Here is a 21,881-nt window from a genome sequence, read left to right on the forward strand (position 1 = left end):
AGCACCCTCATACATTTAAGCATCGGTTTAAGCTGGTAGTTTACTCGCCAAAACATCTACTTTTTCAATAGATGGTGGCTCTGAAAATAGCTCTTCGGCCTGAGCCATCAAAGCAGCTGCAACCTTGCCAGATAAATGCGCTTGGCGACCCGCCTCATCAGGAAATGCATCAAAAATACCAAATGTTGTAGGTCCAAGACGTAGGCCAAACCACGCAACTGTCGCAGGTTCTTCCATGACAATAGGTAAACCGGCTTTAAGAAAAGCTTCCACTTCGTCTTCTTTACCCGGTTTAGCTTCAAGACGGACATATAAAGCTGTTTTAAGCATGACTAAAACTCCATAATTGATTATAATTCAAACTGATTCTGACATTGCTAATGTATGCATGTCAGAAAGTTTTGTTGTATAAAAGTTAAAAAAAATTCCCATAGCTGAGCCAAAATTTAGGTTTTTATTTCGACATAATGCTATGAATTTATTCAAGTTAATATCATTAACATTTGAATCAAAAAATCAAGATATGAGATGATTAAATTCAATCTTATTTATATAAGGATCAATTGACTCTACCTTAGATTTATAAGCTGACCTCTTCATCTGGAAATTATATTGCTCAAGAAGCATTCAAGAACAATATTGTACATCCTCATATCTATGAAAGTTATTTAGCTAGGAATTTGCTGTGAAACTCTATATGTTTCTCTATAAAGCTCGCAATAAAGTAATAGCTATGGTCATACCCTTCTCTTAGGTTAAGTGTCAGAGGATATTCTTGTTCCAAACAAATATCACTAAGAAGCTTAGGCCTTAACTGTTCTTCAAGAAAATCATCAGCTGTTCCTTGATCGACTAAAATAGGTAAATGAACTTCAGCGTTTTTGATTAATTCAATCGCATCATAGCTTTTCCATAAAGTTTCGGTTTCACCTAGGTAGTGTGTAAAAGCCTTTTTCCCCCAAGGTACTTGGCTAGGTGCAACAATTGGTGCAAAAGCAGAAATACTTTTATACAGCTCAGGATTTTTTAATCCAATTACTAATGCACCATGACCACCCATGCTATGACCCATAATACTTTGGACTTGATTGGTCGGAAAATTCAGGTCAATCAGATTTCTGAGCTCTTCCACAATATAATCATACATTTTGAAATGCTGCGACCAGGGTGCTTGTGTTGCATTCACATAGAATCCTGCGCCTTGGCCTAAATCATAATCTGCATGATCTGGTACATCCTCTCCACGTGGGCTGGTATCTGGTGCAACAATAATGACTTTATGTTCAGCCGCATACTTTTGTGCTCCGGCTTTAGTAATAAAGTTCTGTTCGTTGCAAGTCAATCCTGATAACCAATATAACACTGGCAACCGCTCATCTTTGTCATGAGGTGGCAGATATATTGAGAATTTCATTGAACAGTTTAATGCTATTGACTGATGGCGATACACTTCTTGCGATCCACCAAAAGAAGCATGTTTCTCAATTATTTCCATAATCAATTACCTATGTTGAGCAAGACTTCATGAGAAATCGAGTAAACAAAGAGTCTGACATTCTCCACAGAGAATACTGATAAAGATTTAAAATGTAGGCAGGTTTGTTGAACCTATACATGATGGATACATAGATAGATCTGTTTTACAGATGATGTGCCGTTTTAGAGGATTCCATGCATGTCATTCATGATTCACATGCATGGAAAAGTATAAGGTCTGACGGAATTATTCGTAATGAATTACAGTACGAATTGACTTACCTTCATGCATTAGATCAAAGGCTTCATTGATCTGATCCAAGCCCATCGTATGTGTCACAAATGGTTCTAATTGAATTTTACCTTTCATGGCATCTTCAACCATTCCTGGAAGTTGCGTACGACCTTTTACCCCACCAAAGGCAGAACCTAGCCATTTACGACCAGTAACCAGTTGGAATGGACGGGTAGAGATTTCCTGACCTGCGCCAGCTACACCAATAATTACGGATTGTCCCCAGCCACGGTGTGCACTTTCAAGGGCTGCACGCATCACATTCACGTTACCAATACATTCAAATGAATGATCTACACCCCAGCCAGTCATTTCGACAATGACTTGCTGGATTGGTTTATCGTAATCTTTAGGGTTCAAGAAGTCCGTTGCACCAAACTCTTTTGCCAGCGCAAATTTATCTGGATTCATGTCAACCACAATAATACGCCCTGCTTTAGCTTGACGTGCGGCTTGTACGACTGCCAGACCAATACCACCTAAACCAAAGACCGCAACACTATCACCTTCTTGTACTTTAGCCGTGTTATGTACTGCACCGATACCCGTTGTTACCCCACAACCCAGTAAGCAGACATGTTCGTGATTGGCTTCAGGATTGATTTTAGCCAATGATACTTCTGCCACTACAGTGTATTCACTGAACGTTGAGCAGCCCATATAGTGGTAAATCGGTTGACCATTGTAGGAAAAACGAGTGGTACCATCTGGCATTACGCCTCTACCTTGAGTTTCGCGAACGGAAATACACAAGTTCGATTTTCCAGATTTACAGAATACGCACTCGCCACATTCAGCAGTGTAAAGTGGAATAACATGATCACCTGGTTTGACGCTAGTCACGCCTTCACCAACCTCAACTACAACACCAGCACCTTCATGCCCGAGAATAGCCGGAAAAACACCTTCAGGATCATCGCCAGATAAAGTAAATGCGTCTGTATGACACACACCGGTATGGGAGATCTTAATTAATACTTCACCTTTCTTCGGTGGTGCAACATCAACTTCAACAATTTGAAGAGGTTGACCAGGACCAAACGCAACGGCAGCACGTGACTTCATGGAATAATTCCTTATACAGATCTATTTTAAATATGATTTTAGAATCTTGGCGATTTCAGCCAATTCTTCTTTTCGTTGTTGTTCTGTGGTTTCACCTGATACTAAAGTGTCCTTTAAATGAACCTCCAACATTTCATTCATCAAACCATTAATAGCACCACGCACAGAGCATATTTGTTGCAGAATTGCACCACATTCCACATTGTCTTCTAACGCTTTTTCAATCGCTTGCGTCTGACCTTTGATCTTTCTGACGCGTAGAAGAATCTTTTTTTTGTCTTCAACCTGATTAGGCATCAGACCTCCTTATTAGCTAGCATTAATACTATACTACCCCATAGTATAAAAAAAGCAATAATTTTTATAAATCGAAAATTAAAAAGATCTTTAGCGAAAATTTTCTATCCCTGTTTTTAGTTTTTTTAAATTAACATCATAGAGCTTATGCGAAAGTCACAAAAAAAATGGGACTTTTAGCTCCCATTTTTTTTGGCTCATGTTCTTTGTAATGCTATGACCTTTTAGAATTATGTTTCAAATTTTAGCCACTTTGTAGATATTTTGAACGTTTCAAGCCTTGAAAATACTACCGACAGTTTAGATTAAACTGCCTTTACAGACTGTACTAGAATATTTTTAGTGAGCAGATGATATTTATTATTCATTATTTAGGAATTATCAAATCCTATAAATATCATTTATTGGATTAATTTACTTTGGTACTGTGCATATCATCCCCCAGTTAAGAATAAGGAACAACTATGAATAAGATGATGAATGCTCTTATCCTAGAAAATTTTGGTGATCATGAATTTAAACGTGTAGAACTCCCTATACCTCAACCAGAGGCTGGGCAAGTTCTAGTACGTATTCATGCTAGTGGTGTAAACCCTATTGATTATAAAATTCGTCTTGGTGAAGCACCATATGCTATGCCAGAGCTTCCTGCCGTGTTGGGAACAGATATGGCTGGGGTTGTAACTGCTGTTGGTGAAGGTGTCACCCACTTCAACGTTGGAGATGAAGTTTACGGTCTGATTGGTGGCGTTCGTGGTCTTCAAGGATCTTTAGCAGAATATGTTGTAGCAGATGCCGATCTGATTGCATTAAAGCCACGGAATATCTCTATGCGCGAGGCAGCAGTACTACCATTGACGTTCCTCACCGCTTGGGAAGGTTTAGTGGATAACGCGAAGGTCCAACCAGGGCAAACTGTACTGGTTCAGGGTGGTGCTGGTGGCGTTGGTTATATGGTTGTTCAGCTTGCAAAATCACTTGATGCAAATGTTTGGGCGACTGGTCGTACAGCTGATCAACCACTGATTTCAGAACTCGGTGCAACACCTCTCGATTACACAACAGCATCTTCCGATGACATTATTGCTGCAAGCCCTGAGGGTCAAGGTTTTAACATTGTTTACGACACTGTGGGTGGTCCAGTACTCGAAGCTTCACTTTCCATGACAACTCACTATGGCCACATTACCAGCTGTGCTGCATTTGGTAATCATAATTTAGCGAGTTCATCTCTACGGTGTGCCACAGTGTCTGGCGTATTCGTCCTAATGCCGATGTTAACAGGCAATCGCCGTGCTCATCATGGTGATATCCTTAAGATCGCGACTCGTCTTGTTGAGGAAGGTAAACTGCGTCCTCTTGTTGATCCTCGTCATTTTACTCTAGACCAAGCGATTGAGGCTCATGATGCTGTTCAAGATCGCTCTGCCAATATTAAGGTCGTGATTGATGTCATTTAACGCACTTCAGGCCAAGACTTGGCGCTTCAATAGTATTGGAGATACAGATGTTCTGACATTAGAAACACTTCCTGTTGCTTTACCAGCAGCAGGAGAAGTTCTAATCCAGATGAAAACGATCGGACTCAACCGGGCTGATGTAATGTTTCGGCGTGGTACTTATATTCAAAAAGCAGTATTCCCTTCTCGTCTGGGATATGAGGGAGCAGGCATAGTTCTGGCAATAGGTGAAGGTGTACGCCAATTTTCTCCAGGAGATGCAGTATCGATTCTTCCGACTGACAATCTAGCCAAATATGGGACATATGCGGACAAGCTTCTGATTCCAGAAACTTTTTTAGTTCACAAACCCGATAGTTTAAGCTGGGAAGAAGCTTCTTCAATCTGGATGCAGTATTTGACGGCTTGGGGTGGTGTAATCCATGCTGGTGGACTTTCGAAAGGAAAAACGATCTTGATCACAGCAGCTTCAAGTAGCGTAGGACTAGCTGCGATACAGATAGCTGAAGCAGCGGGTGCTAAGGTCATTGCAAGTACACAGACGGTAGAGAAAAAGCAACGTTTACTGGATCTCGGTGTTAAAAATGTTATAGCCAGTGAAGATGAACCAGATTTGTATGAGGCGCTTGTTTCACGTTTGGGTGGAGAATATCTTGATGTCGCCTTCGATGCTGTAGGAGGGCCACATATTGAACAGATTGCAAAAGCGATGTCTGTGGGAGGAACTATGGTTATGCATGGTGCACTTAGCCCGGAGATCACACCATTTCCCCTTAAAGTTGCATTACGCAAAAGCTTAACCATGCGAGGTTTTTTGTTCCTTGAGGTTCTCCATGATCCTGTTCTAAGGGAGCAAGCCAGACGATTTATTCTTAGCAGTATAGGTGCAGGATATCTTCGTCCAGTGATCGACTGTTGCTTTAACTTTGAGGACATGCATGACGCTCAGCGCTATCTTGAATCAAATCAGCAAATAGGAAAAATTGTAGTTACTCTAAATACATGATGGTCTTATCTGATTTCTACTTTCTAGAAAAAAGGTTAGTTCCATCTGATTCAGGTTTCTATATGGCCCAACACTTCCGCTAAGTAATCAAACAATGCTCGGATTCGCAAAGGTGTCGGGCCCCGCTGTGGACGATATAAATACAGGCGCCAAACGGGAGAGGTTTCCTCATGAAGTATCTGAATGAGCTTACCACTCCTAAGCCACGGCAAAACTAGAAATCCAGGCATGTGTCCGAATCCAACCCCAGCGAGAATAGCTTGAAATTCAGCTTCTAGATCATCTGTAATAAAACGAGGCTTTGATGGCGTGAAGCTTCGACTTTCGGTGAATGTCCATGGCCAGTAACGCCCTGTTTTATGATCGAATAGTGCTGTTAGAGGGTATTTATCAAGGTCAATAATTTTTTTAGGCATTCCGACCTTATCAATTAACTCTGGCGTACCCACAGAATAAAAGTTCACTTTAGCCAATTCCCTTGCCACATATCGATTGTCCGGCAAAAATCCAAATCTGATCCCGATATCTATCCGCTCATCGATCACATCCGAGTGTGAATCTGTTAGCACACAATCCACGACAATATCTGGGTAACGTGTGGCAAATTCTGCTAGTGCAGGTACTACCAATTTACGCCCTAACACTGACGAAACAGTAAGACGGACAGTCCCACGCATTTCATCTCGTTTTTCCTTGGTGTCTTTTACAAGCAGAGCATCAATGGATCCCACCGCAAAACGTGCTTGCTTTGCCAAACGCTCACCATCAGCAGTAATTTTAATTTGTCGAGTACTCCTGTAGAACAGAATCTCTCCGCGCTGCTCTTCTAGCTCTTTTATTGCCCGTGTCACTAGCTGCGGGGAAATACCGAGCTGAGTGGCTGCCTCTTTAAAATTTCGAGACTCTGCTGCGACACAAAAGATACGCATCATTTCCAATTTGTTCTGCATGTCCAATCCTGTGGTCTGGTAATTATTCCGTAAATAGGAATTCTGAAAGATAATATTATTCATTTATTATACCTATCAAGGCTGTAATACTTAATCCATCAAATATGATTGACAGATAGGTTGAAGGGCACTTGTATGAATAATATAGAAAATAAAGTTATTGTTATCACTGGTGCAAGTAGTGGTTTAGGTGAAGCTACTGCTCGCTTACTTGCTAAAAAAGGTGCAAAGGTTGTACTTGGTGCTAGACGTACTGAAAAATTAGAGGCTATTGTTCACGACATTCGTGCTGAAGGTGGTCAAGCTGAATTTATTGGTATGGATATAACCAAACCACATGAAGTACAAGCACTTATTGAAAAGGCATTAAGCGCATTTGGTCAAATCGATGTATTGGTAAACAATGCTGGATTAATGTCTATTGCACCATTAAGTGAGCTAAAAGTTGATGAATGGGATCGTATGATCGACATTAATATCAAAGGTGTTCTTTATGGTATAGCAGCTACCCTACCTGTTTTCCAAAAACAAAACTTTGGACACTTTATTAATCTCGCATCTGTTGCAGGGATAAAAGTATTTAGTCCAGGAGGTACTGTTTATAGCGGTACTAAGTTTGCTGTAAGAGCCATCTCTGAAGGACTTCGTCATGAAGTTGGGGGAACAATTAGAACGACTACTATTGAGCCTGGTGCAATTGAGTCAGAACTAAAATTCGGTTCTTCTCATAAAGAAAGTTCAGAGTTTGTTACTGATTTCTACAAACAAGCCATACCAGCTGACTCAGTCGCTCGAGCAATTGCTTATGCAATTGAACAGCCTGCGGATGTAGATATTAATGAAATTGTTTTACGCCCAACGAGCCAAGAGTTTTAATTATTGAATAACAAAAAATGGGAGCACCTCGCTCCCATTTTTACTATATTTTTAAAGTTAAGGACAAATCTATGAAAGCCGTATCGTATGTTATCAATAACCATGATGATTTTAAAAATTCATTGGTAGATATTGAAAAAGCGAAGCCTACGCTTAAGGAGCGTGATGTACTGGTAAAAGTTCAGGCAATCTCTGTGAATCCAGTTGATACCAAAGTGAGAAAAAATTCGTCTGAAGCAAATAATCGTATTTTAGGTTGGGATGCCGTTGGGGAAATTATTGAAGTTGGCTCAAAAGTTACCTCGTTTAAAGTAGGAGATTCTGTTTGGTATGCTGGCGATTTAACCCGAGATGGTAGTAATGCTGAGTTTCAAGCAGTCGATGAACGAATTATCAGTCTTAAACCAATTACAGTATCTAATGCAGAAGCAGCAGCATTGCCATTAACTGCAATAACGGCATGGGAAATGCTGTTTGATCGGTTTCAAATTTCAGAAACAGAAGTTGGCAGTATTTTAATTATTGGTGGTGCAGGTGGTGTAGGATCAATCGCTATCCAACTCCTAAAAGCAAAAACAAATCTGACCGTTATAGCAACAGCTTCACGTGAAGAAACGAAATCTTGGGTGGAATCACTTGGTGCCGACCATGTCATTGATCATAGCAAAGATTTAAATGCACAAATCGAGACACTAGGCATTGCAAAACCAAAATACGTATTCTCTACAAATCATACAGAAACATATATCAAGCAAATAGTTTCTCTGATTGTACCACAAGGCAAGCTTGGATTGATCGATGATCCACAAACATTTGATATTATGCCGTTTAAGACTAAATCTATTTCTATCCATTGGGAGTTGATGTTTACTCGTTCAATGTATGAAACCGATGATATTGAAAAGCAAGGTGAACTGTTGCAACAGGTTGCCCAATTAGTTGACCAGCAAAAAATTAGAAGTACGCTCAACCAAAATCTAGGCAATATTAACGCTGCAAACTTGGAGAAGGCGCATAAGTTGCTTGAATCAGGTAAATCAAAAGGCAAAATTGTACTAGAAAACTTCTAAAACAAATTAAAGGTGAAATAATGACTATTTCAGTAATTGCGAACTTTAAGGCAAAATCAGATCAAAAAGAAACGTTAGAAGCGCTTTTAAAAAGTGTAATAGAGCCTACGCTTCAAGAAGAAGGATGCTTGAAATATGAGCTTTATATTAGCGAAAATGACTCAAGTAGATATTTCTTCTTAGAAGAATGGCGTAGCAGGGAGGATTTAGATATCCATATAGCGTCTGATTATATTCAAAGTTTATTTGGTAATATCCAATCGCTAATTGAATCAAGTGATATTGTAGAAATCAAAAAAATATAGCTGTATTCGGACGTTATGATGAAGTATTCTTCAAATTAACATAGGGACTTAGAAAGCTAACAAAAAATGGGAGCTATAAGCTCCTATTTTTTAAGATTTTTTAATTTTTTAGTAGTAACCTAGGCTTCAACAAATTATGCCCCTGAGGGGAGCCACCAATACCCTGCATTTTGACAACAATGTCATCGTTTAGAGGCAGCAAATTTACGAGCATCAGTCGGTACGACCGGTGATTCATACGATAATGCTTTGGCTGAAACGGTGAATGGCTTATACAAAACAGAGGTTATTGAATATTTAAAAGCAGATTGGTAAGGTTTAACAGATGTACAACTTGCGACACTAAACTGGGTAATCGAGAATAAGCGAATTCCTATTCCTGAACACGTAGAGCCTGAACCGGAAAAAAGAGGCTTTTGGAGCCGATTCTTTAAGCCGTATGGCTGATTTGATTGTTCACTTGGGCTTATTAAAGCCGTGAAACATTGCTCACTTACTAAGCGTGAAACATGGAAAAACATAAAAAAAGCCCACCTTGGGGAAGATGGGCTATAAACTAGGAACTACAGGATTGATTTATAAGCGGAATCATAACGCATTTCGTATAAGGTGTATTATGTATTTTAGAAAACCTAATTAAATGTTTCTAGGTAGTTCATTAATTCAGTTTTTGCTTGCTTCTGTGCTCTTTCAAATGCTGTTTCCTTGTATTTATTTTTATGTTTCATATCTATTCCATATTCAGCTAAGAACTGTAAGATGATATGCAAGCTTACTTACAAGCATGTATTGAAGAATCTAATGGCGATGCCGCATTCATTGCAAAGGCTTTAGGTAACATTGCAAAAGCTAAAGGAATGGCTCAATTATCACGAGATACAGGCTTAGGCCGAGAAAGTCTTTACAAAGCACTTTCTGGTGATGTTAACCCTAGTTTTGATACTGTGATTAAAGTTGTAAAAGCACTGAATTTACGCTTAGCAATTTAAAAAAGTTATTAAAAAATGGAGTTTTAAGCTCCATTTTTTAATTTCGTATAAGGTGTATGATGTTAATTTTAGGAAATCTAAATACTCTTCTGATTCACACGTTTTGAAAGCTCTTCTGCACTTTCTACACGTTCAGAGTAACGATCAGTTAAATATGCTGATTGTCCCCTGGTTAAAAGTGTAAATTTATAAAGCTCTTCCATTACATCTACAATCCTACGGTAATAAGAAGAAGGTTTCATACGACCATCTTCCTCAAACTCAAGAAATGCTTTAGGAACTGATGACTGGTTTGGTATTGTGATCATACGCATCCAACGCCCTAAAATACGTAATTGATTTACAGCATTAAAGGATTGCGAACCTCCACACACTTGCATTACAGCTAAGGTTTTACCTTGCGTTGCACGTATTGCGCCTGCTGCTAATGGAATCCAGTCAATTTGAGCTTTTAAAATCGAACTCATTGAACCATGACGTTCAGGAGAGCACCAAACCATGCCTTCTGACCATGCTAAAAGCTCATGCAGTTCTTTTACCTTGGGATGCTGCATATCACCATCCTCAGGAAGAGGTAACCCTTTAGGATGGAAAATTTTAACTTCTGCACCGAAGTACTCCAGGATTCGGCCTGCTTCCTGAACTGCTAAACGGCTATATGATCTCTCACGATTTGAGCCGTATAGAAGTAATATTTTGGGTGGATGATCCAGGTTTTTTGCCTGAATTTTTTCTAAAGTCGGTTTTTCTAAAAGACTAAGATCAATATTTGGTAAGTTCATTAGATTCATACTTCTTTAAACACTTTTTTTCTAAGCCATAGCGAAACTGTCACTAAGGCAATCAATACAGGTACTTCAACCAATGGGCCAATCACGGTGGTGAAGGCGACAGGAGAAGCTAATCCAAAAGTGGCAATCGCTACAGCCAGTGCTAATTCAAAATTGTTGCCTGCCGCAGTAAAGGAAATAGCAGTCGTTTTAGGGTAATCGTTACCCATCCACTTACTCATAAAGAAGCTGATGAAGAACATTGCAACAAAATAGATCGTCAAAGGAATAGCGATTCTAAGCACGTCTAGAGGAAGGCTAATCACTTCACCACCTTTAAGACTGAACATTGCTACAATCGTGAATAAAAGCGCAATAAGGCTGATTGGGCTAATCTTTGGAATAAACTTAGTTTGATACCAATCCAAACCTTTCTGTTTGACTAAAATCAGCCGGGTTAAAAAACCAAGTAAGAATGGAATACCTAGATAAACCAGAACAGCATGGGTAATGGTCCAAAAGCTTACATCAATGATTTGTGCTTCTACCCCAAAGAATGGCGGTAAGAAGGTCAAGAACAACCAAGCATAAGTACTAAAGAACAAGATCTGGAAGATACTGTTAAACGCAACCAAGGCAGCAACATATTGATTATCCCCACATGCCAAACCATTCCAGACGAGGACCATCGCAATACATCGAGCTAAGCCTATGAGAATTAGGCCAGTCATATATTCAGGATAGGCGTGCAGAAAAATAATGGCCAAGCCAAACATTAAGCAAGGTGCAATGACCCAGTTCTGAATAAGAGATAATGTAAGGGTACGCTTATCCTCAAAGACTTTAGGCAAGGTTGCATAGTCAACTTTGGCAAGTGGTGGATACATCATCAAAATAAGCCCTATTGCGATAGGGATATTCACTGAATTAATGCTTAATTGATCTAATACAACAGATGTTTGAGGGAAAAATACGCCAATACCTACGCCTAATGCCATGGCAATGAAAATCCATAGAGTTAGGTTTCGATCTAAGAATGAGAGCTTTGATGCGGACATTGAATTACTCGCATTGCATAGAGATAGATAAGTTGCTCGTAGATTTATTTAATATTTCAGCATTCAAAACACTGAACACTGCATTTACCCATTCTGGTAAATCAGGATTTAATCGGTAATACACCCATTGTCCCTTGCGCTCATCTAGCAAAATTGAAAGGTTACGGAGTAAAGCCAAGTGACGAGAAATTTTAGGTTGGCTCAGTTGTAATATTTCTGTGATTTCACAAACACATACATTTTGTCTTTCTAAAATAATTTTTAAAATATCTAGACGTGTCGGGTCAGATAGGCATTTAAAGAAATCTGCTTGATCCATAATCTATACTCTAATATATGCTATTGCGAATATACGCATATCCATATATAAATGCAATATTATGAAGTCCTGAGTAAGTCCAATGTCATCAAAAGTTAAGATCTATCATAATCCAGCGTGCGGAACATCAAGAAATACACTGGCGCTAATTCGAAATACCGGAGAAGAACCTGAAGTTATTGAGTATCTTCTCAACCCTCCAAGTAAAAGTGAACTCATTAATTTAATTGAGAAATCAGGTCTTTCTGTACGTGAAGCTATTCGCAAAAACGTGGAACCTTTTGAAACGCTCAAGTTGGATCAGCAACACTGGACAGATGAGCAGCTTATTCAGTTTATGCTGGAGTATCCAATTTTAATTAACCGTCCATTTGTTGTGACTGAACTGGGGGTAAAACTATGTAGACCATCTGAACTCGTTTTAGATATTTTGTCTGCGCCTCAATTAGGAGCTTTTACCAAAGAAGATGGTGAAATAATCATCGATGAAAATGGTAAGCGGATTAAATAAATCCGCCTCATTTAACATAATGGTTGTTATACGAAATTAATGGATGTTCATATAGATTACTTGCATATTGTATTCGATCGAATACAATATAGTGAGAAGAGAAGGAATCCTCATGATTGAAATTAAACGTCTGCCAGAATTTGATGAATGGTTGGATGGCATTAAAGACAATATGACCCGTATCCGCCTGAATCGTCGATTAGATAAGGTTCAACGTGGAAACTGGGGAGACATTAAACCTCTCCAAGATGGCGTTTGGGAAATGAGAGAATTCTTCGGTTCTGGATGGAGGATGTATTACATCCAACATGGTGACGTTGTGATTGTAATGCTTGGTGGTGGAGATAAATCAACTCAACAACAAGACATCGATCGTGCAGTCAAACTATCGAAAACGTTGGAGGATTAAAATGGTTAAAGTAGCTGATTTACCAAGTTTTGATATGGCTGAGTCACTCAAAACTGAAGAAGACATTGTGATTTATCTCAATATGGTTCTTGAAGAGAATGATCCAGCTGAATTAGCTCATGCACTTGGTGTTATTGCTAAAGCTCGTGGCATGACTCAAATCGCTAAAGAAGCAGGGATTGGGCGTGAGGCACTCTACAAAGCCCTACGTCATGATTCAGCACCACGTTTTGATACAATTAATCGTGTAGTAAATGCTTTAGGCTTAAAACTCACAGTACAACACGCCTAAAGCTTTAAAAAATATAGTAAAAATGGGAGCCAAAGGCTCCCATTTTTAGATTCCTATAACGTGTATTATGTTAATTTTAGAGAAACTCATAAATGAATATAATAATTTGATTAAAATCCATTCTCTAAAATTCGGATATCAACACCAAGCACATCATCTTTTATCTTAAAGTGATGTTCTTGCATATGTACGGTTGCAAGGTGGGCATCTAAATGTTTGATACTTTTCCATTTTTCCAACATAACGACTGTATTTTTCAATGGCGCCTGATAAGACGCATGACTCTCATGATTAATAAGTAATTCGTAGCCAAAACAACCATCTTCTTCAAGCACTGTTGGTGTGATCTCCTTGAATGAATTGATTACATGTTGCAGATGCTTTGAACCGGGTTTTACTTTAATTTCAGCAATAATTGTTAACATCATTTACCTCTATATCACTGATGCAGAAAAATTACGGATCAAATGTTGGCGATAGTCATCTTTTATTTGTGGTAAGTTTGGTGCTTTGATGACGTCATGAGCAATAAATGTTGACATGCTTTGCATACCAAGAAACTCATTGGCTTTTCGAAAAGGCAAATAAACCCCATCTACACCTCTCCCCTCAAAAAATTGTTTTGGATCAGTAAATGCTTCAGCAGGTGCATTCCAAGTTAATGACAGCATAAATTTTTTGCCATGCATTAAGCCTCCCGAACCATATTTTTTAGAAGTATCCGAACGTGAACGACCATCATTAGCGTATATATGACCATGACCTTCAGTAAATACATCATCAATATATTTTTTTACTGTCCATGGTGCACCCATCCACCAGCCTGGCATTTGATAAATAATAGCATCAGCCCAAAGATATTTTTTTACCTCCTCTTTTGGATCAAAAGCACTATCAGCACGCGTAACTTTAACTTTATGACCTAATTTGGTTAACACTTCTTCTGCTAAAATTGTCAAGGTATCATTCAATTCACCATTAGAATGAGCAAAAGTTTTAGCACCATTGATAATTAAAATATTATTCATCTTCATCCCAAATTGAATAGAGAAGTACAATATAAATTTAAGATCCATCAACATAAATGCAATTATTAACAAAACATTATTGATTAATTGTTAATAATTAAAATTAATATATAATTAAAAATGATTTTTTATTAATGATTTACTTAGATATGAAATCTACATTTGATGAACTTTTAGTATTTGTTACGATCGCTGATTGTGGCTCTATAGTGAAAACAGCAGAACAATTAAATCAAACAACATCTGCTATCAGTCGCACATTACAACGCCTCGAAAAAAAATTAAATGTTAAATTAATCGAACGTACAACCCGTAGCCTTAATCTTACCTATGATGGAAAAATTTTTTTAGAAAGAGCAAGAAAATTACTTTCTGATTTGAATGAAGCTGAAGAGTTGTTAATTAATCCAGGTACTGAACCTACAGGCTTAATTAAAATAGATTCAGCAACACCGTTTGTATTGCATGTAATTATTCCATTAATACCAGAGTTTATAGAACGATATCCAAAAATCAGTATTGAACTAACTAGTCATGATCATGTAATTGATTTATTAGAGCATAAAATAGATGTTGCTATACGATTTGGTGATCTAGAAGATTCAAGTCTCTATGCAAAATTATTATATAAAAGTCGTTTGTATAAGTTGACAAAAATAACTAATGATGCGAAAAGGTTTTTTTAGTTAACAGATGTTCACACATGCCTAGAATTGTTTCTGTACCACTTAGTTTAGAACAGCGAGAACGACTCATTTTTCTGGTCAAGCATGCAAAACATTGGCGTGAAAGGCAACGTGCCCAAACTATTCTCTGGCTTTCCGAAGGTAAAAGTGTTGCGGAAGTTGCCACTCTACAAGAACGTATCCCAGAAACCATAAGGCTACAACGCCGACGTTGGGAATTGTATGAGTTTGAATCGATTAAAGAAGGTCATCGCTCAGGTCGACCCAATACATTGATCTCAGACTATCAGGCGAAAATCCTAGATTGGGTCAATACAAGTCCACTCAATGCAGAACAAATCCGAGTCAAACTACATGAAGAATACGAAGTGTCCGTGTCTGTTGAAACCATTCGTAAGTTTTTACGTGATTCAGGTATGGTCTTCAAGCGTACCCGTCATAGCTTGAAAAAAAAGAGATCCGATTGCATTTGAACAAGCAACACAGCAGATTGAAGAATTACGAGAGCAAGCGGCACGTGGTGAAATTATATTAGGTTATGTTGATGAAACAGGATTTTCATCTACACCTGATAACCGCTATGCGTGGACAAAGATAGGTGATGTTCATGCGGTTGATGCAATAAGATTAAAACGAGTTAATGTCATGGGGTGTTTGCTTTCAACGGGGAAACTGGTGACAAGCTGTTTACAAGAGTCAGTGAAAAGCACTTGGTTTTATGCCTATTTAACTGGAATAGCTCAACAAGTAAAACAGATGTATAACCTTCCATTGGTTCTTATTGCTGATAATGCCTCGATTCATAGAAGTAAAAAGATGGCTGATTACAGAGAGCTACTTAAAACTAACTTTTCGACGAATCTGTATTTTATTCCAGCTTATAGCCCTGAGTTAAATCGAATCGAGATGGTATGGAAGCAGATGAAATATTATTGGCGAGATTTTCAAGTCATGACAGCTGACAAAATAGAGCAATGGGTGGAGAAAGTATCAAACCAATTCGGAAAAGAATACATGTTTACTTTTTAATGACAACTTATCGTTGCTAGCGCTGAATATCTCAAAAAAAATAACTTACCAAAATCTATTATTGAGTTAAATCAACATAGATTATTAGGATTTAGCCATCCTTTGCATTTAAATAATTGGCCAATTTATATAAATGATCAACTATATAAAACTTCACCATCTATTACAGCTTCTAATGGCGAAAGTGTTCGTCAACTTGCTTTACAAGGCGTAGGAATCGCTTGTCTCTCTGAATTTTTAATTTTAAAGGATATAAAAGAAGGTAAATTAATTGCTTTATTTGAAGATGAAATAAAGATTCATGAGCAAAAAATCCATGCTGTCTATTACAAAAAAAATTATATACCTAAGAGAGTTAGATTATTTATTGATTATTTATATGAAAAATTACAACAGCTTAATTAATTTTAAATGGATTTTTCAAACCAGAGTCTGAAAAATCCACCAAATCACTACCCATTTAACATAATGGAGGTTATGCGAAGTCGACTTGTAATGCAATTTGCATTACACTGTTCCTAGTACATTAAATACTTGGGAAATATGATGGCTACTGTTAACTTCAGGATCGATGAAGCCCTTAAAGAAAAATCTTATTCAATCCTTAAAGAGCAAGGTATTGCACCTACGGATTTCTTCACTAGTATTCTTGAGTATGTTGCTACGACTGGGAAACTGCCTGTCAAAAAAGCTTTGCTTTCGGAAGAAGATGAAGAATTATTAGCTCTTGTCCGTAAGCGCATTAATGATCCTAAAGAGATGTTTGAGGAAGTCACATTAGATGACTTATAAGCTTTTACGTCACAAGGACTTTACAGCAGAATGGGAAAAACTCCCTGTTGCTATACGAGATCAATTTAAAAAGAAACTAGCCAAAGCCATAGAGCAGCCACATATTCCAAAGAATATGCTTAGAGGCGATCTTGCAGGTTGCTATAAAATCAAATTATTAAAAGCTGGTGTCCGACTTGTCTATCAAGTTAAAGATGATCAGGTAGTTATCCTGCTCATTACCGTCGGAAAACGAGCTGATAGCATAGTTTATGACGAAGCGAAAAAGCGAATTAAAGACTAAAAATGGGAGCTTATAGCTCCCATTTTTGGCTTCGTATAAGAGATTTTATGTTAAATATAGTCTCAGGCTAATAATTTAAACTATCTGCATGTTCTTGTAAGTTGACAAAAATAACTAATGATGCGAAAAGGTTTTTTTAGTTAACAGATGTTCACACATGCCTAGAATTGTTTCTGTACCACTTAGTTTAGAACAGCGAGAACGACTCATTTTTCTGGTCAAGCATGCAAAACATTGGCGTGAAAGGCAACGTGCCCAAACTATTCTCTGGCTTTCCGAAGGTAAAAGTGTTGCGGAAGTTGCCACTCTACAAGAACGTATCCCAGAAACCATAAGGCTACAACGCCGACGTTGGGAATTGTATGAGTTTGAATCGATTAAAGAAGGTCATCGCTCAGGTCGACCCAATACATTGATCTCAGACTATCAGGCGAAAATCCTAGATTGGGTCAATACAAGTCCACTCAATGCAGAACAAATCCGAGTCAAACTACATGAAGAATACGAAGTGTCCGTGTCTGTTGAAACCATTCGTAAGTTTTTACGTGATTCAGGTATGGTCTTCAAGCGTACCCGTCATAGCTTGAAAAAAAAGAGATCCGATTGCATTTGAACAAGCAACACAGCAGATTGAAGAATTACGAGAGCAAGCGGCACGTGGTGAAATTATATTAGGTTATGTTGATGAAACAGGATTTTCATCTACACCTGATAACCGCTATGCGTGGACAAAGATAGGTGATGTTCATGCGGTTGATGCAATAAGATTAAAACGAGTTAATGTCATGGGGTGTTTGCTTTCAACGGGGAAACTGGTGACAAGCTGTTTACAAGAGTCAGTGAAAAGCACTTGGTTTTATGCCTATTTAACTGGAATAGCTCAACAAGTAAAACAGATGTATAACCTTCCATTGGTTCTTATTGCTGATAATGCTGGCTGATTACAGAGAGCTACTTAAAACTAACTTTTCGACGAATCTGTATTTTATTCCAGCTTATAGGGAAAAGAATACATGTTTACTTTTTAATGACAACTTATAAATCTACCATCTATTCTCGTTAGTACTATACAAGTCATTACTATTCCAAGTAGGCCACTAAAATTATCTTTGATAAAGTGCTATTAAAAAAATTATAAAATTAATATTTTCCTATTTTTCTCAGTTCTTCCATACGTTCTTGTACTTTTTTAGGTACAAGATGCTTTTTATAATAATCTGTTTCCCAGAATTCCTCGTGGGATAACCCACCTCTCATTAATTCACTTAATTTGCTCAATGGCTTATCAATTTCAGGATAATCAACTTCACTCCAATAAAAACCCGTAAAAAAAGAATGAATATAACCAGATAAATCAAATGGTTGATCGATTTTTTTCTGAATTGCGACATCATAAACAGGTTGATATACTTTTATTATTGGATTAATAAGACTTTCACTCCGTTCAATACAGTTCAGAATTTCTTGCTCACCCCATTCAGGTCTATAGGGTGCTATAGTTTCCCTAATGGTTCTCTCAGATTTCCAATCTAATAATGCCTGCATAAATTCTTCGGCTGCTATTTTAATCGCAACCTGATTCAATACAATCAGCTTGTTTTTTAAGATTTCTCGTATTTCAACTCTACGTTGTTCTTCCTGTTCAGCCATTTTACGCATTCTCTTTCTTGCGAAATACACTACTAAAATTCTGTATAATCCATATAAAACTATCCATAAAATCGTAATGATAATAATATTAACAACCCAACTATTCATATTAGTTCACCTTAATCTGTATGCCTGTTAGGAATTGTGAGTTATAAGTGGCCTACTTGGATAGAATAACTGGTAGACCACGAACAGGAATGGGTGGCCGACTTATTCAGTAATATGCAAACTATCTTAGTAAACTCAAAAAATTATCAAAACTATCAGATACTTCTACTAATTTTAATTTGGGTTGTCCATGTTGATCTTTAATATACTGATCATGGTACATAAGAACTACTTTCGGATTATTAACGTCAGATCTGTAGTCAAATCCGATATAGTCACCACAACCATTTAGTCCAAAAATGACTATCCTATCCTGGCCATATATATCCTGATCTTGACAGTTTTCAATATGATCACCGCCTAGCTCTTTTCCAAAGCAACAAAATCCTATGCTAGATTCTCCAATCTCATTATTAGAATCAGAATATTCAAAACTATTCTCAATAAATTGCACCCCATTGTGACAAGTCATCAGATTTTTATAACTCAGAGGCTTTGTTGCACAAACCTATCTGTAAAGGCTTTTTCAGCGATATAATTTTCAAATGAAGAAGCCTACACACAAAATCTACCGCACAACCAATTGGCCCGCATATAACCGAGCACTCATGAGTCGCGGAAATATTGCCATTTGGTTTGATCCTGCTACGCAATGGTATGCTCCATCAAAAGGCAAACAAGGGCGAAATCAAACCTACTCCGACGCAGCTATCCAATGCTGCTTAATGATTAAATCCTTATTCCGTCTATCTTTACGTATGGTCACTGGCTTTGTGCAAAGTCTGATTAAACTTTGCGGATTAAATTGGACCGCACCAGATTACAGTACGCTTTGTAGAAGACAAAAGCATATTGATATTGCAATCAGCTACCAAAAAAGTAGCGATGGGCTGCATCTACTCGTAGACTCTACAGGCATGAAGTTTCTAGGTGAGGGCGAATGGAAACGCAAGAAACATGGAGCTGAATATCGTCGCCAATGGCGTAAACTACATATTGGTATAGATGCCAAAACCCTACAAATACGCGCTATTCAGCTCACAACCAATAATGTCAGTGATTCACAGGTGCTTGGTGATTTACTTAATCAGATTCCACAAGATGAGCAGATTGACTCTGTTTATACCGATGGAGCTTATGACACCAAGCAATGCCGTCAGGTCATTGCAGATCGGCAAGCACATGCGGTGATTCCACCTAGAAAAAATGCGAAACCATGGAAAGATACAAAGAGTAGCTCGCTAGAGCGAAATGAATTACTTCGAACAGTTAAACGTTTAGGCAGGACATTATGGAAAAAATGGTCAGGCTATCATCGGCGCAGTTTGGTGGAAACCAAGATGCATTGCATCAAATTATTAGGCGATAAATTAATGGCAAGAAGCTTTCCTAGTCAGGTGAATGAAATTCATGCACGTGTAGCAGTCCTCAACAGATTTACGGAATTAGGTCGACCACTTACCCAAGTTACGCCTTAAATTTGGCTCAATTAGGGGCGCTTTGCATTTCAAATCTTTGTGCAACAAAGCCTAACTCAGAGGGAAATTAATTTTCTTATCTTGCTCAAAATTTTCTATGACCTCTACATCGATTGGTCCGAAGTCATACATAATATTTAAATTTTGATAAGGCATTTTGGCTTTAACTTGTTAAGAGTAAGAGATGTTTGTTTGTTTCTAGTTCATATAACAGCCATTATGTTAAATGGAAATTCCTAATTTATACTATGAAAAAATTAATTGAGTAGATTAAATGAATATTGATGTAAGCAGAGATCATGGCCTAATTGATAGAAAAATTATTGAAAATTATGCTAAGTCTATTGGTTATAAATTTCCTAAGTCTTATGTTGAATTACTCAGTAAACACAATGGATTAACACCTCAAAAGAACTATTTTGAGTTTTTAGATCATAACAACGAGATCACAGATAGAGACGTATATTTTTATAGCTACGGATATGAAGAAATCGAAATTTGGGATGAAGAAGATCGTATAAAGTATGAGGATTCCATCAAAAAATATGAAGCAATTGAATTAAATCAGCCTGATGAAGACATGTATGAATTTATGGATAAACACATAGTGATTTTTGGAAAATGTGCAGGTGGTGACTTACTAGCTTTTGATTACAGAGACGAGCTTAATACTGATGAACCACCTATTACTCTGATTTATCATGATGACCTTATCGAAATATCACCAACTGAAAATAAGTTGAGAACTATAAAATTAGCAAATAACTTCACTTCTTTTATGGCGTTATTGAAAGAGGATAATTTTTAAATTTCCCTAAAATTAACATAATACACCTTATACGAAATGTATGATATTTCTTATTATATATCAGTATATTAAATTAAGCCGTTCTGGAGTATAGGGCACCAGAACGGCTTTTTATTGATTATTCATGTTCCACGCTTATTTACCAACCAATGTTCCACGGTTTTATGCAATCTAATTTAACCATAAAGTTTTAATTTTAGAAAATTAATATGAGACTTGATAAAAAAACCACCAATAATCGCGGTTTCTTTCAATGACAACTTATGTGTCGTTCAATGACATTTTATGCGTCGCAAATGACAACTTATGTGTCGCGTGACGTTATCCGCTTTAAATAAACATTTGATGATTGGATGTTTTTCAAAATCAGTTCGTGCTACTTCAAAATTGTCACGCTGCATTGAAGGTGACATTTCTTCTGCAACATGACTTTATGCTGAATAATATTTAATAATAGCAAACTAAGCATAATAGGCACAAAAAACTGTTAAAGCGGTTTTAATACTTCTGTAGTAATTTTCAGGTTTCCACGCCCGATTACAGATTTTGCTGTAACCTAATTATCAAATGGGTATCTTTTTCTTTGATCAAACCAAATTAGAATATTTTATTGATTTGTAAATGAAAAATATAAATAAATAAATAACGTATGGATCAAATTGAAAGCGAAGAAAAAAATCAAATTCGCGGATTTTCAGGCCTTTTAATCACTTATTAAGCTTAGGCTATTTCACCTAAGGAATCATGTTACATAGCTTCCAGCAGCAGACAAAACGCAATGGATAATGCGATGTTTTTCGGTTCTGTTGATCCATAAAAAATACTTAAGTCTCTATTATTAAGCTATAAATGAGCAGCAAGAATTTTTTCT

The 21,881-nt window shown here is 37.5% G+C and carries 29 protein-coding genes and 4 pseudogenes; 21 read left to right on the forward strand and 12 right to left on the reverse strand.

What is annotated here, in order from left to right:
• Nucleotides 1-27 precede the first annotated feature (27 nt).
• The 4 genes from F995_RS15585 to F995_RS15600 all read right to left on the reverse strand — a co-directional run bounded on the left by F995_RS15585 (nt 28) and on the right by F995_RS15600 (nt 3,133).
• Nucleotides 28-330 carry a putative quinol monooxygenase gene (locus tag F995_RS15585; protein WP_000920558.1) on the reverse strand — a complete coding sequence of 101 codons (303 nt, stop codon included), beginning with the start codon at nt 328-330 and terminating at the stop codon, nt 28-30.
• 334 nt (nt 331-664) lie between these two features.
• Nucleotides 665-1,495 (reverse strand): S-formylglutathione hydrolase, encoded by an 831-nt coding sequence (gene fghA / locus F995_RS15590; protein ID WP_000402510.1) that lies wholly within the window; start codon nt 1,493-1,495, stop codon nt 665-667.
• A gap of 228 nt (nt 1,496-1,723) precedes the next feature.
• Nucleotides 1,724-2,836, reverse strand: coding sequence for an S-(hydroxymethyl)glutathione dehydrogenase/class III alcohol dehydrogenase (locus tag F995_RS15595; RefSeq protein WP_000842149.1), 1,113 nt, complete (start codon nt 2,834-2,836; stop codon nt 1,724-1,726).
• 21 nt (nt 2,837-2,857) lie between these two features.
• A complete protein-coding gene (locus tag F995_RS15600) occupies nt 2,858-3,133 on the reverse strand; it encodes a metal/formaldehyde-sensitive transcriptional repressor (RefSeq protein ID WP_001133624.1) in 276 nt (91 codons plus the stop codon).
• 464 nt (nt 3,134-3,597) lie between these two features.
• Here F995_RS15600 and F995_RS15605 point away from each other — a divergent pair, with 464 nt between their 5' ends.
• Together F995_RS15605 and F995_RS15610 are read left to right on the forward strand one after the other, a co-directional pair.
• Entirely contained in the window at nt 3,598-4,593 is a 996-nt protein-coding gene (locus tag F995_RS15605) for a zinc-dependent alcohol dehydrogenase family protein (RefSeq protein ID WP_004647735.1), read from the forward strand.
• A complete protein-coding gene (locus F995_RS15610) occupies nt 4,583-5,599 on the forward strand; it encodes a zinc-dependent alcohol dehydrogenase family protein (RefSeq protein WP_004647737.1) in 1,017 nt (338 codons plus the stop codon). The genes F995_RS15605 and F995_RS15610 overlap by 11 nt, the downstream gene beginning before the upstream one ends.
• Nucleotides 5,600-5,649: 50 nt before the next feature.
• Here the strand turns inward: F995_RS15610 and F995_RS15615 are convergent, their stop codons facing one another.
• A complete protein-coding gene (locus tag F995_RS15615; RefSeq protein WP_004647738.1) occupies nt 5,650-6,549 on the reverse strand; it encodes a LysR family transcriptional regulator in 900 nt (299 codons plus the stop codon).
• Between the two features lie 135 nt (nt 6,550-6,684).
• Here F995_RS15615 and F995_RS15620 point away from each other — a divergent pair, with 135 nt between their 5' ends.
• The 6 genes and pseudogenes from F995_RS15620 to F995_RS15635 all read left to right on the forward strand — a co-directional run bounded on the left by F995_RS15620 (nt 6,685) and on the right by F995_RS15635 (nt 9,789).
• Nucleotides 6,685-7,425 carry an SDR family oxidoreductase gene (locus F995_RS15620; protein WP_004647740.1) on the forward strand — a complete coding sequence of 247 codons (741 nt, stop codon included), beginning with the start codon at nt 6,685-6,687 and terminating at the stop codon, nt 7,423-7,425.
• A gap of 71 nt (nt 7,426-7,496) precedes the next feature.
• Nucleotides 7,497-8,495, forward strand: a complete 999-nt coding sequence (locus F995_RS15625) for a zinc-binding alcohol dehydrogenase family protein (RefSeq protein ID WP_004647741.1) — start codon at nt 7,497-7,499, stop codon at nt 8,493-8,495.
• 20 nt (nt 8,496-8,515) lie between these two features.
• Entirely contained in the window at nt 8,516-8,800 is a 285-nt protein-coding gene (locus F995_RS15630; RefSeq protein ID WP_004647742.1) for a putative quinol monooxygenase, read from the forward strand.
• 183 nt (nt 8,801-8,983) lie between these two features.
• Nucleotides 8,984-9,112, forward strand: a pseudogene (locus tag F995_RS16690) (IS3 family transposase); the annotation flags it as partial.
• 39 nt (nt 9,113-9,151) lie between these two features.
• Nucleotides 9,152-9,247: pseudogene (locus F995_RS16695) on the forward strand (DNA-binding protein); the annotation flags it as partial.
• 317 nt (nt 9,248-9,564) lie between these two features.
• Nucleotides 9,565-9,789 (forward strand): addiction module antidote protein, encoded by a 225-nt coding sequence (locus F995_RS15635; protein WP_004647743.1) that lies wholly within the window; start codon nt 9,565-9,567, stop codon nt 9,787-9,789.
• Between the two features lie 77 nt (nt 9,790-9,866).
• Here the strand turns inward: F995_RS15635 and arsH are convergent, their stop codons facing one another.
• From arsH to F995_RS16485, 3 genes are read right to left on the reverse strand one after another with little or no spacing between them, the layout of a single operon-like run.
• A complete protein-coding gene (gene arsH, locus F995_RS15640; RefSeq protein WP_026055795.1) occupies nt 9,867-10,571 on the reverse strand; it encodes an arsenical resistance protein ArsH in 705 nt (234 codons plus the stop codon).
• Nucleotides 10,572-10,576: 5 nt separating this feature from the next.
• Complete coding sequence (arsB, locus tag F995_RS15645; RefSeq protein ID WP_004647746.1) at nt 10,577-11,617, reverse strand: ACR3 family arsenite efflux transporter; 1,041 nt, start codon at nt 11,615-11,617, stop codon at nt 10,577-10,579.
• A gap of 4 nt (nt 11,618-11,621) precedes the next feature.
• A complete protein-coding gene (locus tag F995_RS16485) occupies nt 11,622-11,936 on the reverse strand; it encodes an ArsR/SmtB family transcription factor (RefSeq protein ID WP_004647747.1) in 315 nt (104 codons plus the stop codon).
• 82 nt (nt 11,937-12,018) lie between these two features.
• Here F995_RS16485 and arsC point away from each other — a divergent pair, with 82 nt between their 5' ends.
• The 3 genes from arsC (at nt 12,019) to F995_RS15660 (ending at nt 13,148) form a co-directional block, all read left to right on the forward strand.
• Nucleotides 12,019-12,447, forward strand: a complete 429-nt coding sequence (gene arsC, locus F995_RS15650) for an arsenate reductase (glutaredoxin) (protein WP_004647748.1) — start codon at nt 12,019-12,021, stop codon at nt 12,445-12,447.
• A 112-nt stretch (nt 12,448-12,559) separates the two neighbouring features.
• Nucleotides 12,560-12,856 carry a type II toxin-antitoxin system RelE/ParE family toxin gene (locus F995_RS15655; RefSeq protein ID WP_004647749.1) on the forward strand — a complete coding sequence of 99 codons (297 nt, stop codon included), beginning with the start codon at nt 12,560-12,562 and terminating at the stop codon, nt 12,854-12,856.
• Nucleotide 12,857: 1 nt separating this feature from the next.
• Entirely contained in the window at nt 12,858-13,148 is a 291-nt protein-coding gene (locus F995_RS15660) for an addiction module antidote protein (protein ID WP_004647750.1), read from the forward strand.
• Between the two features lie 110 nt (nt 13,149-13,258).
• Here the strand turns inward: F995_RS15660 and F995_RS15665 are convergent, their stop codons facing one another.
• Together F995_RS15665 and F995_RS15670 are read right to left on the reverse strand one after the other, a co-directional pair.
• The gene (locus tag F995_RS15665) at nt 13,259-13,573 is read right to left on the reverse strand and encodes a putative quinol monooxygenase (protein WP_004647751.1); all 315 of its coding nucleotides are present in this window, start codon (nt 13,571-13,573) and stop codon (nt 13,259-13,261) included.
• Between the two features lie 9 nt (nt 13,574-13,582).
• The gene (locus tag F995_RS15670; RefSeq protein ID WP_004647752.1) at nt 13,583-14,176 is read right to left on the reverse strand and encodes an NAD(P)H-dependent oxidoreductase; all 594 of its coding nucleotides are present in this window, start codon (nt 14,174-14,176) and stop codon (nt 13,583-13,585) included.
• A 149-nt stretch (nt 14,177-14,325) separates the two neighbouring features.
• On the opposite strand from F995_RS15670, the pseudogene F995_RS15675 reads away from it, so the two are divergent.
• The 8 genes and pseudogenes from F995_RS15675 to F995_RS16490 form a co-directional block, all read left to right on the forward strand.
• Nucleotides 14,326-14,820: pseudogene (locus tag F995_RS15675) on the forward strand (LysR family transcriptional regulator); the annotation flags it as partial.
• Between the two features lie 59 nt (nt 14,821-14,879).
• Nucleotides 14,880-15,335, forward strand: a complete 456-nt coding sequence (locus tag F995_RS15680) for a helix-turn-helix domain-containing protein (protein ID WP_004647755.1) — start codon at nt 14,880-14,882, stop codon at nt 15,333-15,335.
• 16 nt (nt 15,336-15,351) lie between these two features.
• Entirely contained in the window at nt 15,352-15,891 is a 540-nt protein-coding gene (locus F995_RS15685; RefSeq protein WP_252509242.1) for an IS630 family transposase, read from the forward strand.
• Between the two features lie 9 nt (nt 15,892-15,900).
• Nucleotides 15,901-16,296: a LysR substrate-binding domain-containing protein gene (locus F995_RS15690; RefSeq protein ID WP_081398993.1), complete on the forward strand. Its 396-nt coding sequence runs from the start codon at nt 15,901-15,903 to the stop codon at nt 16,294-16,296.
• A 141-nt stretch (nt 16,297-16,437) separates the two neighbouring features.
• Entirely contained in the window at nt 16,438-16,683 is a 246-nt protein-coding gene (locus F995_RS15695; protein ID WP_000246755.1) for a type II toxin-antitoxin system RelB/DinJ family antitoxin, read from the forward strand.
• Complete coding sequence (locus tag F995_RS15700; protein ID WP_004647759.1) at nt 16,673-16,966, forward strand: type II toxin-antitoxin system RelE family toxin; 294 nt, start codon at nt 16,673-16,675, stop codon at nt 16,964-16,966. The genes F995_RS15695 and F995_RS15700 overlap by 11 nt, the downstream gene beginning before the upstream one ends.
• 157 nt (nt 16,967-17,123) lie before the next feature.
• Nucleotides 17,124-17,579: a helix-turn-helix domain-containing protein gene (locus tag F995_RS15705; protein WP_004647755.1), complete on the forward strand. Its 456-nt coding sequence runs from the start codon at nt 17,124-17,126 to the stop codon at nt 17,577-17,579.
• A 121-nt stretch (nt 17,580-17,700) separates the two neighbouring features.
• A pseudogene (locus F995_RS16490) lies at nt 17,701-17,965 on the forward strand (hypothetical protein); the annotation flags it as partial.
• Between the two features lie 141 nt (nt 17,966-18,106).
• Here the strand turns inward: F995_RS16490 and F995_RS15710 are convergent.
• Both F995_RS15710 and F995_RS15715 read right to left on the reverse strand, forming a co-directional pair.
• Nucleotides 18,107-18,724 (reverse strand): hypothetical protein, encoded by a 618-nt coding sequence (locus F995_RS15710; RefSeq protein ID WP_004647761.1) that lies wholly within the window; start codon nt 18,722-18,724, stop codon nt 18,107-18,109.
• Between the two features lie 121 nt (nt 18,725-18,845).
• Nucleotides 18,846-19,178, reverse strand: a complete 333-nt coding sequence (locus tag F995_RS15715; RefSeq protein WP_265588134.1) for an SMI1/KNR4 family protein — start codon at nt 19,176-19,178, stop codon at nt 18,846-18,848.
• Between the two features lie 91 nt (nt 19,179-19,269).
• Between F995_RS15715 and F995_RS15720 the strand changes: the two genes are divergently transcribed.
• Together F995_RS15720 and F995_RS15725 are read left to right on the forward strand one after the other, a co-directional pair.
• Nucleotides 19,270-20,202, forward strand: a complete 933-nt coding sequence (locus F995_RS15720; RefSeq protein WP_000743272.1) for an IS5-like element IS17 family transposase — start codon at nt 19,270-19,272, stop codon at nt 20,200-20,202.
• A gap of 274 nt (nt 20,203-20,476) precedes the next feature.
• On the forward strand, nt 20,477-21,010 hold the full coding sequence (locus F995_RS15725; RefSeq protein WP_004647763.1) for an SMI1/KNR4 family protein: 534 nt from the start codon (nt 20,477-20,479) through the stop codon (nt 21,008-21,010).
• The last annotated feature ends 871 nt before the right edge of the window (nt 21,011-21,881 follow it).

It is taken from the genome of Acinetobacter sp. CIP A162 (genome assembly GCF_000367905.1).
Lineage (GTDB): Bacteria > Pseudomonadota > Gammaproteobacteria > Pseudomonadales > Moraxellaceae > Acinetobacter > Acinetobacter lwoffii.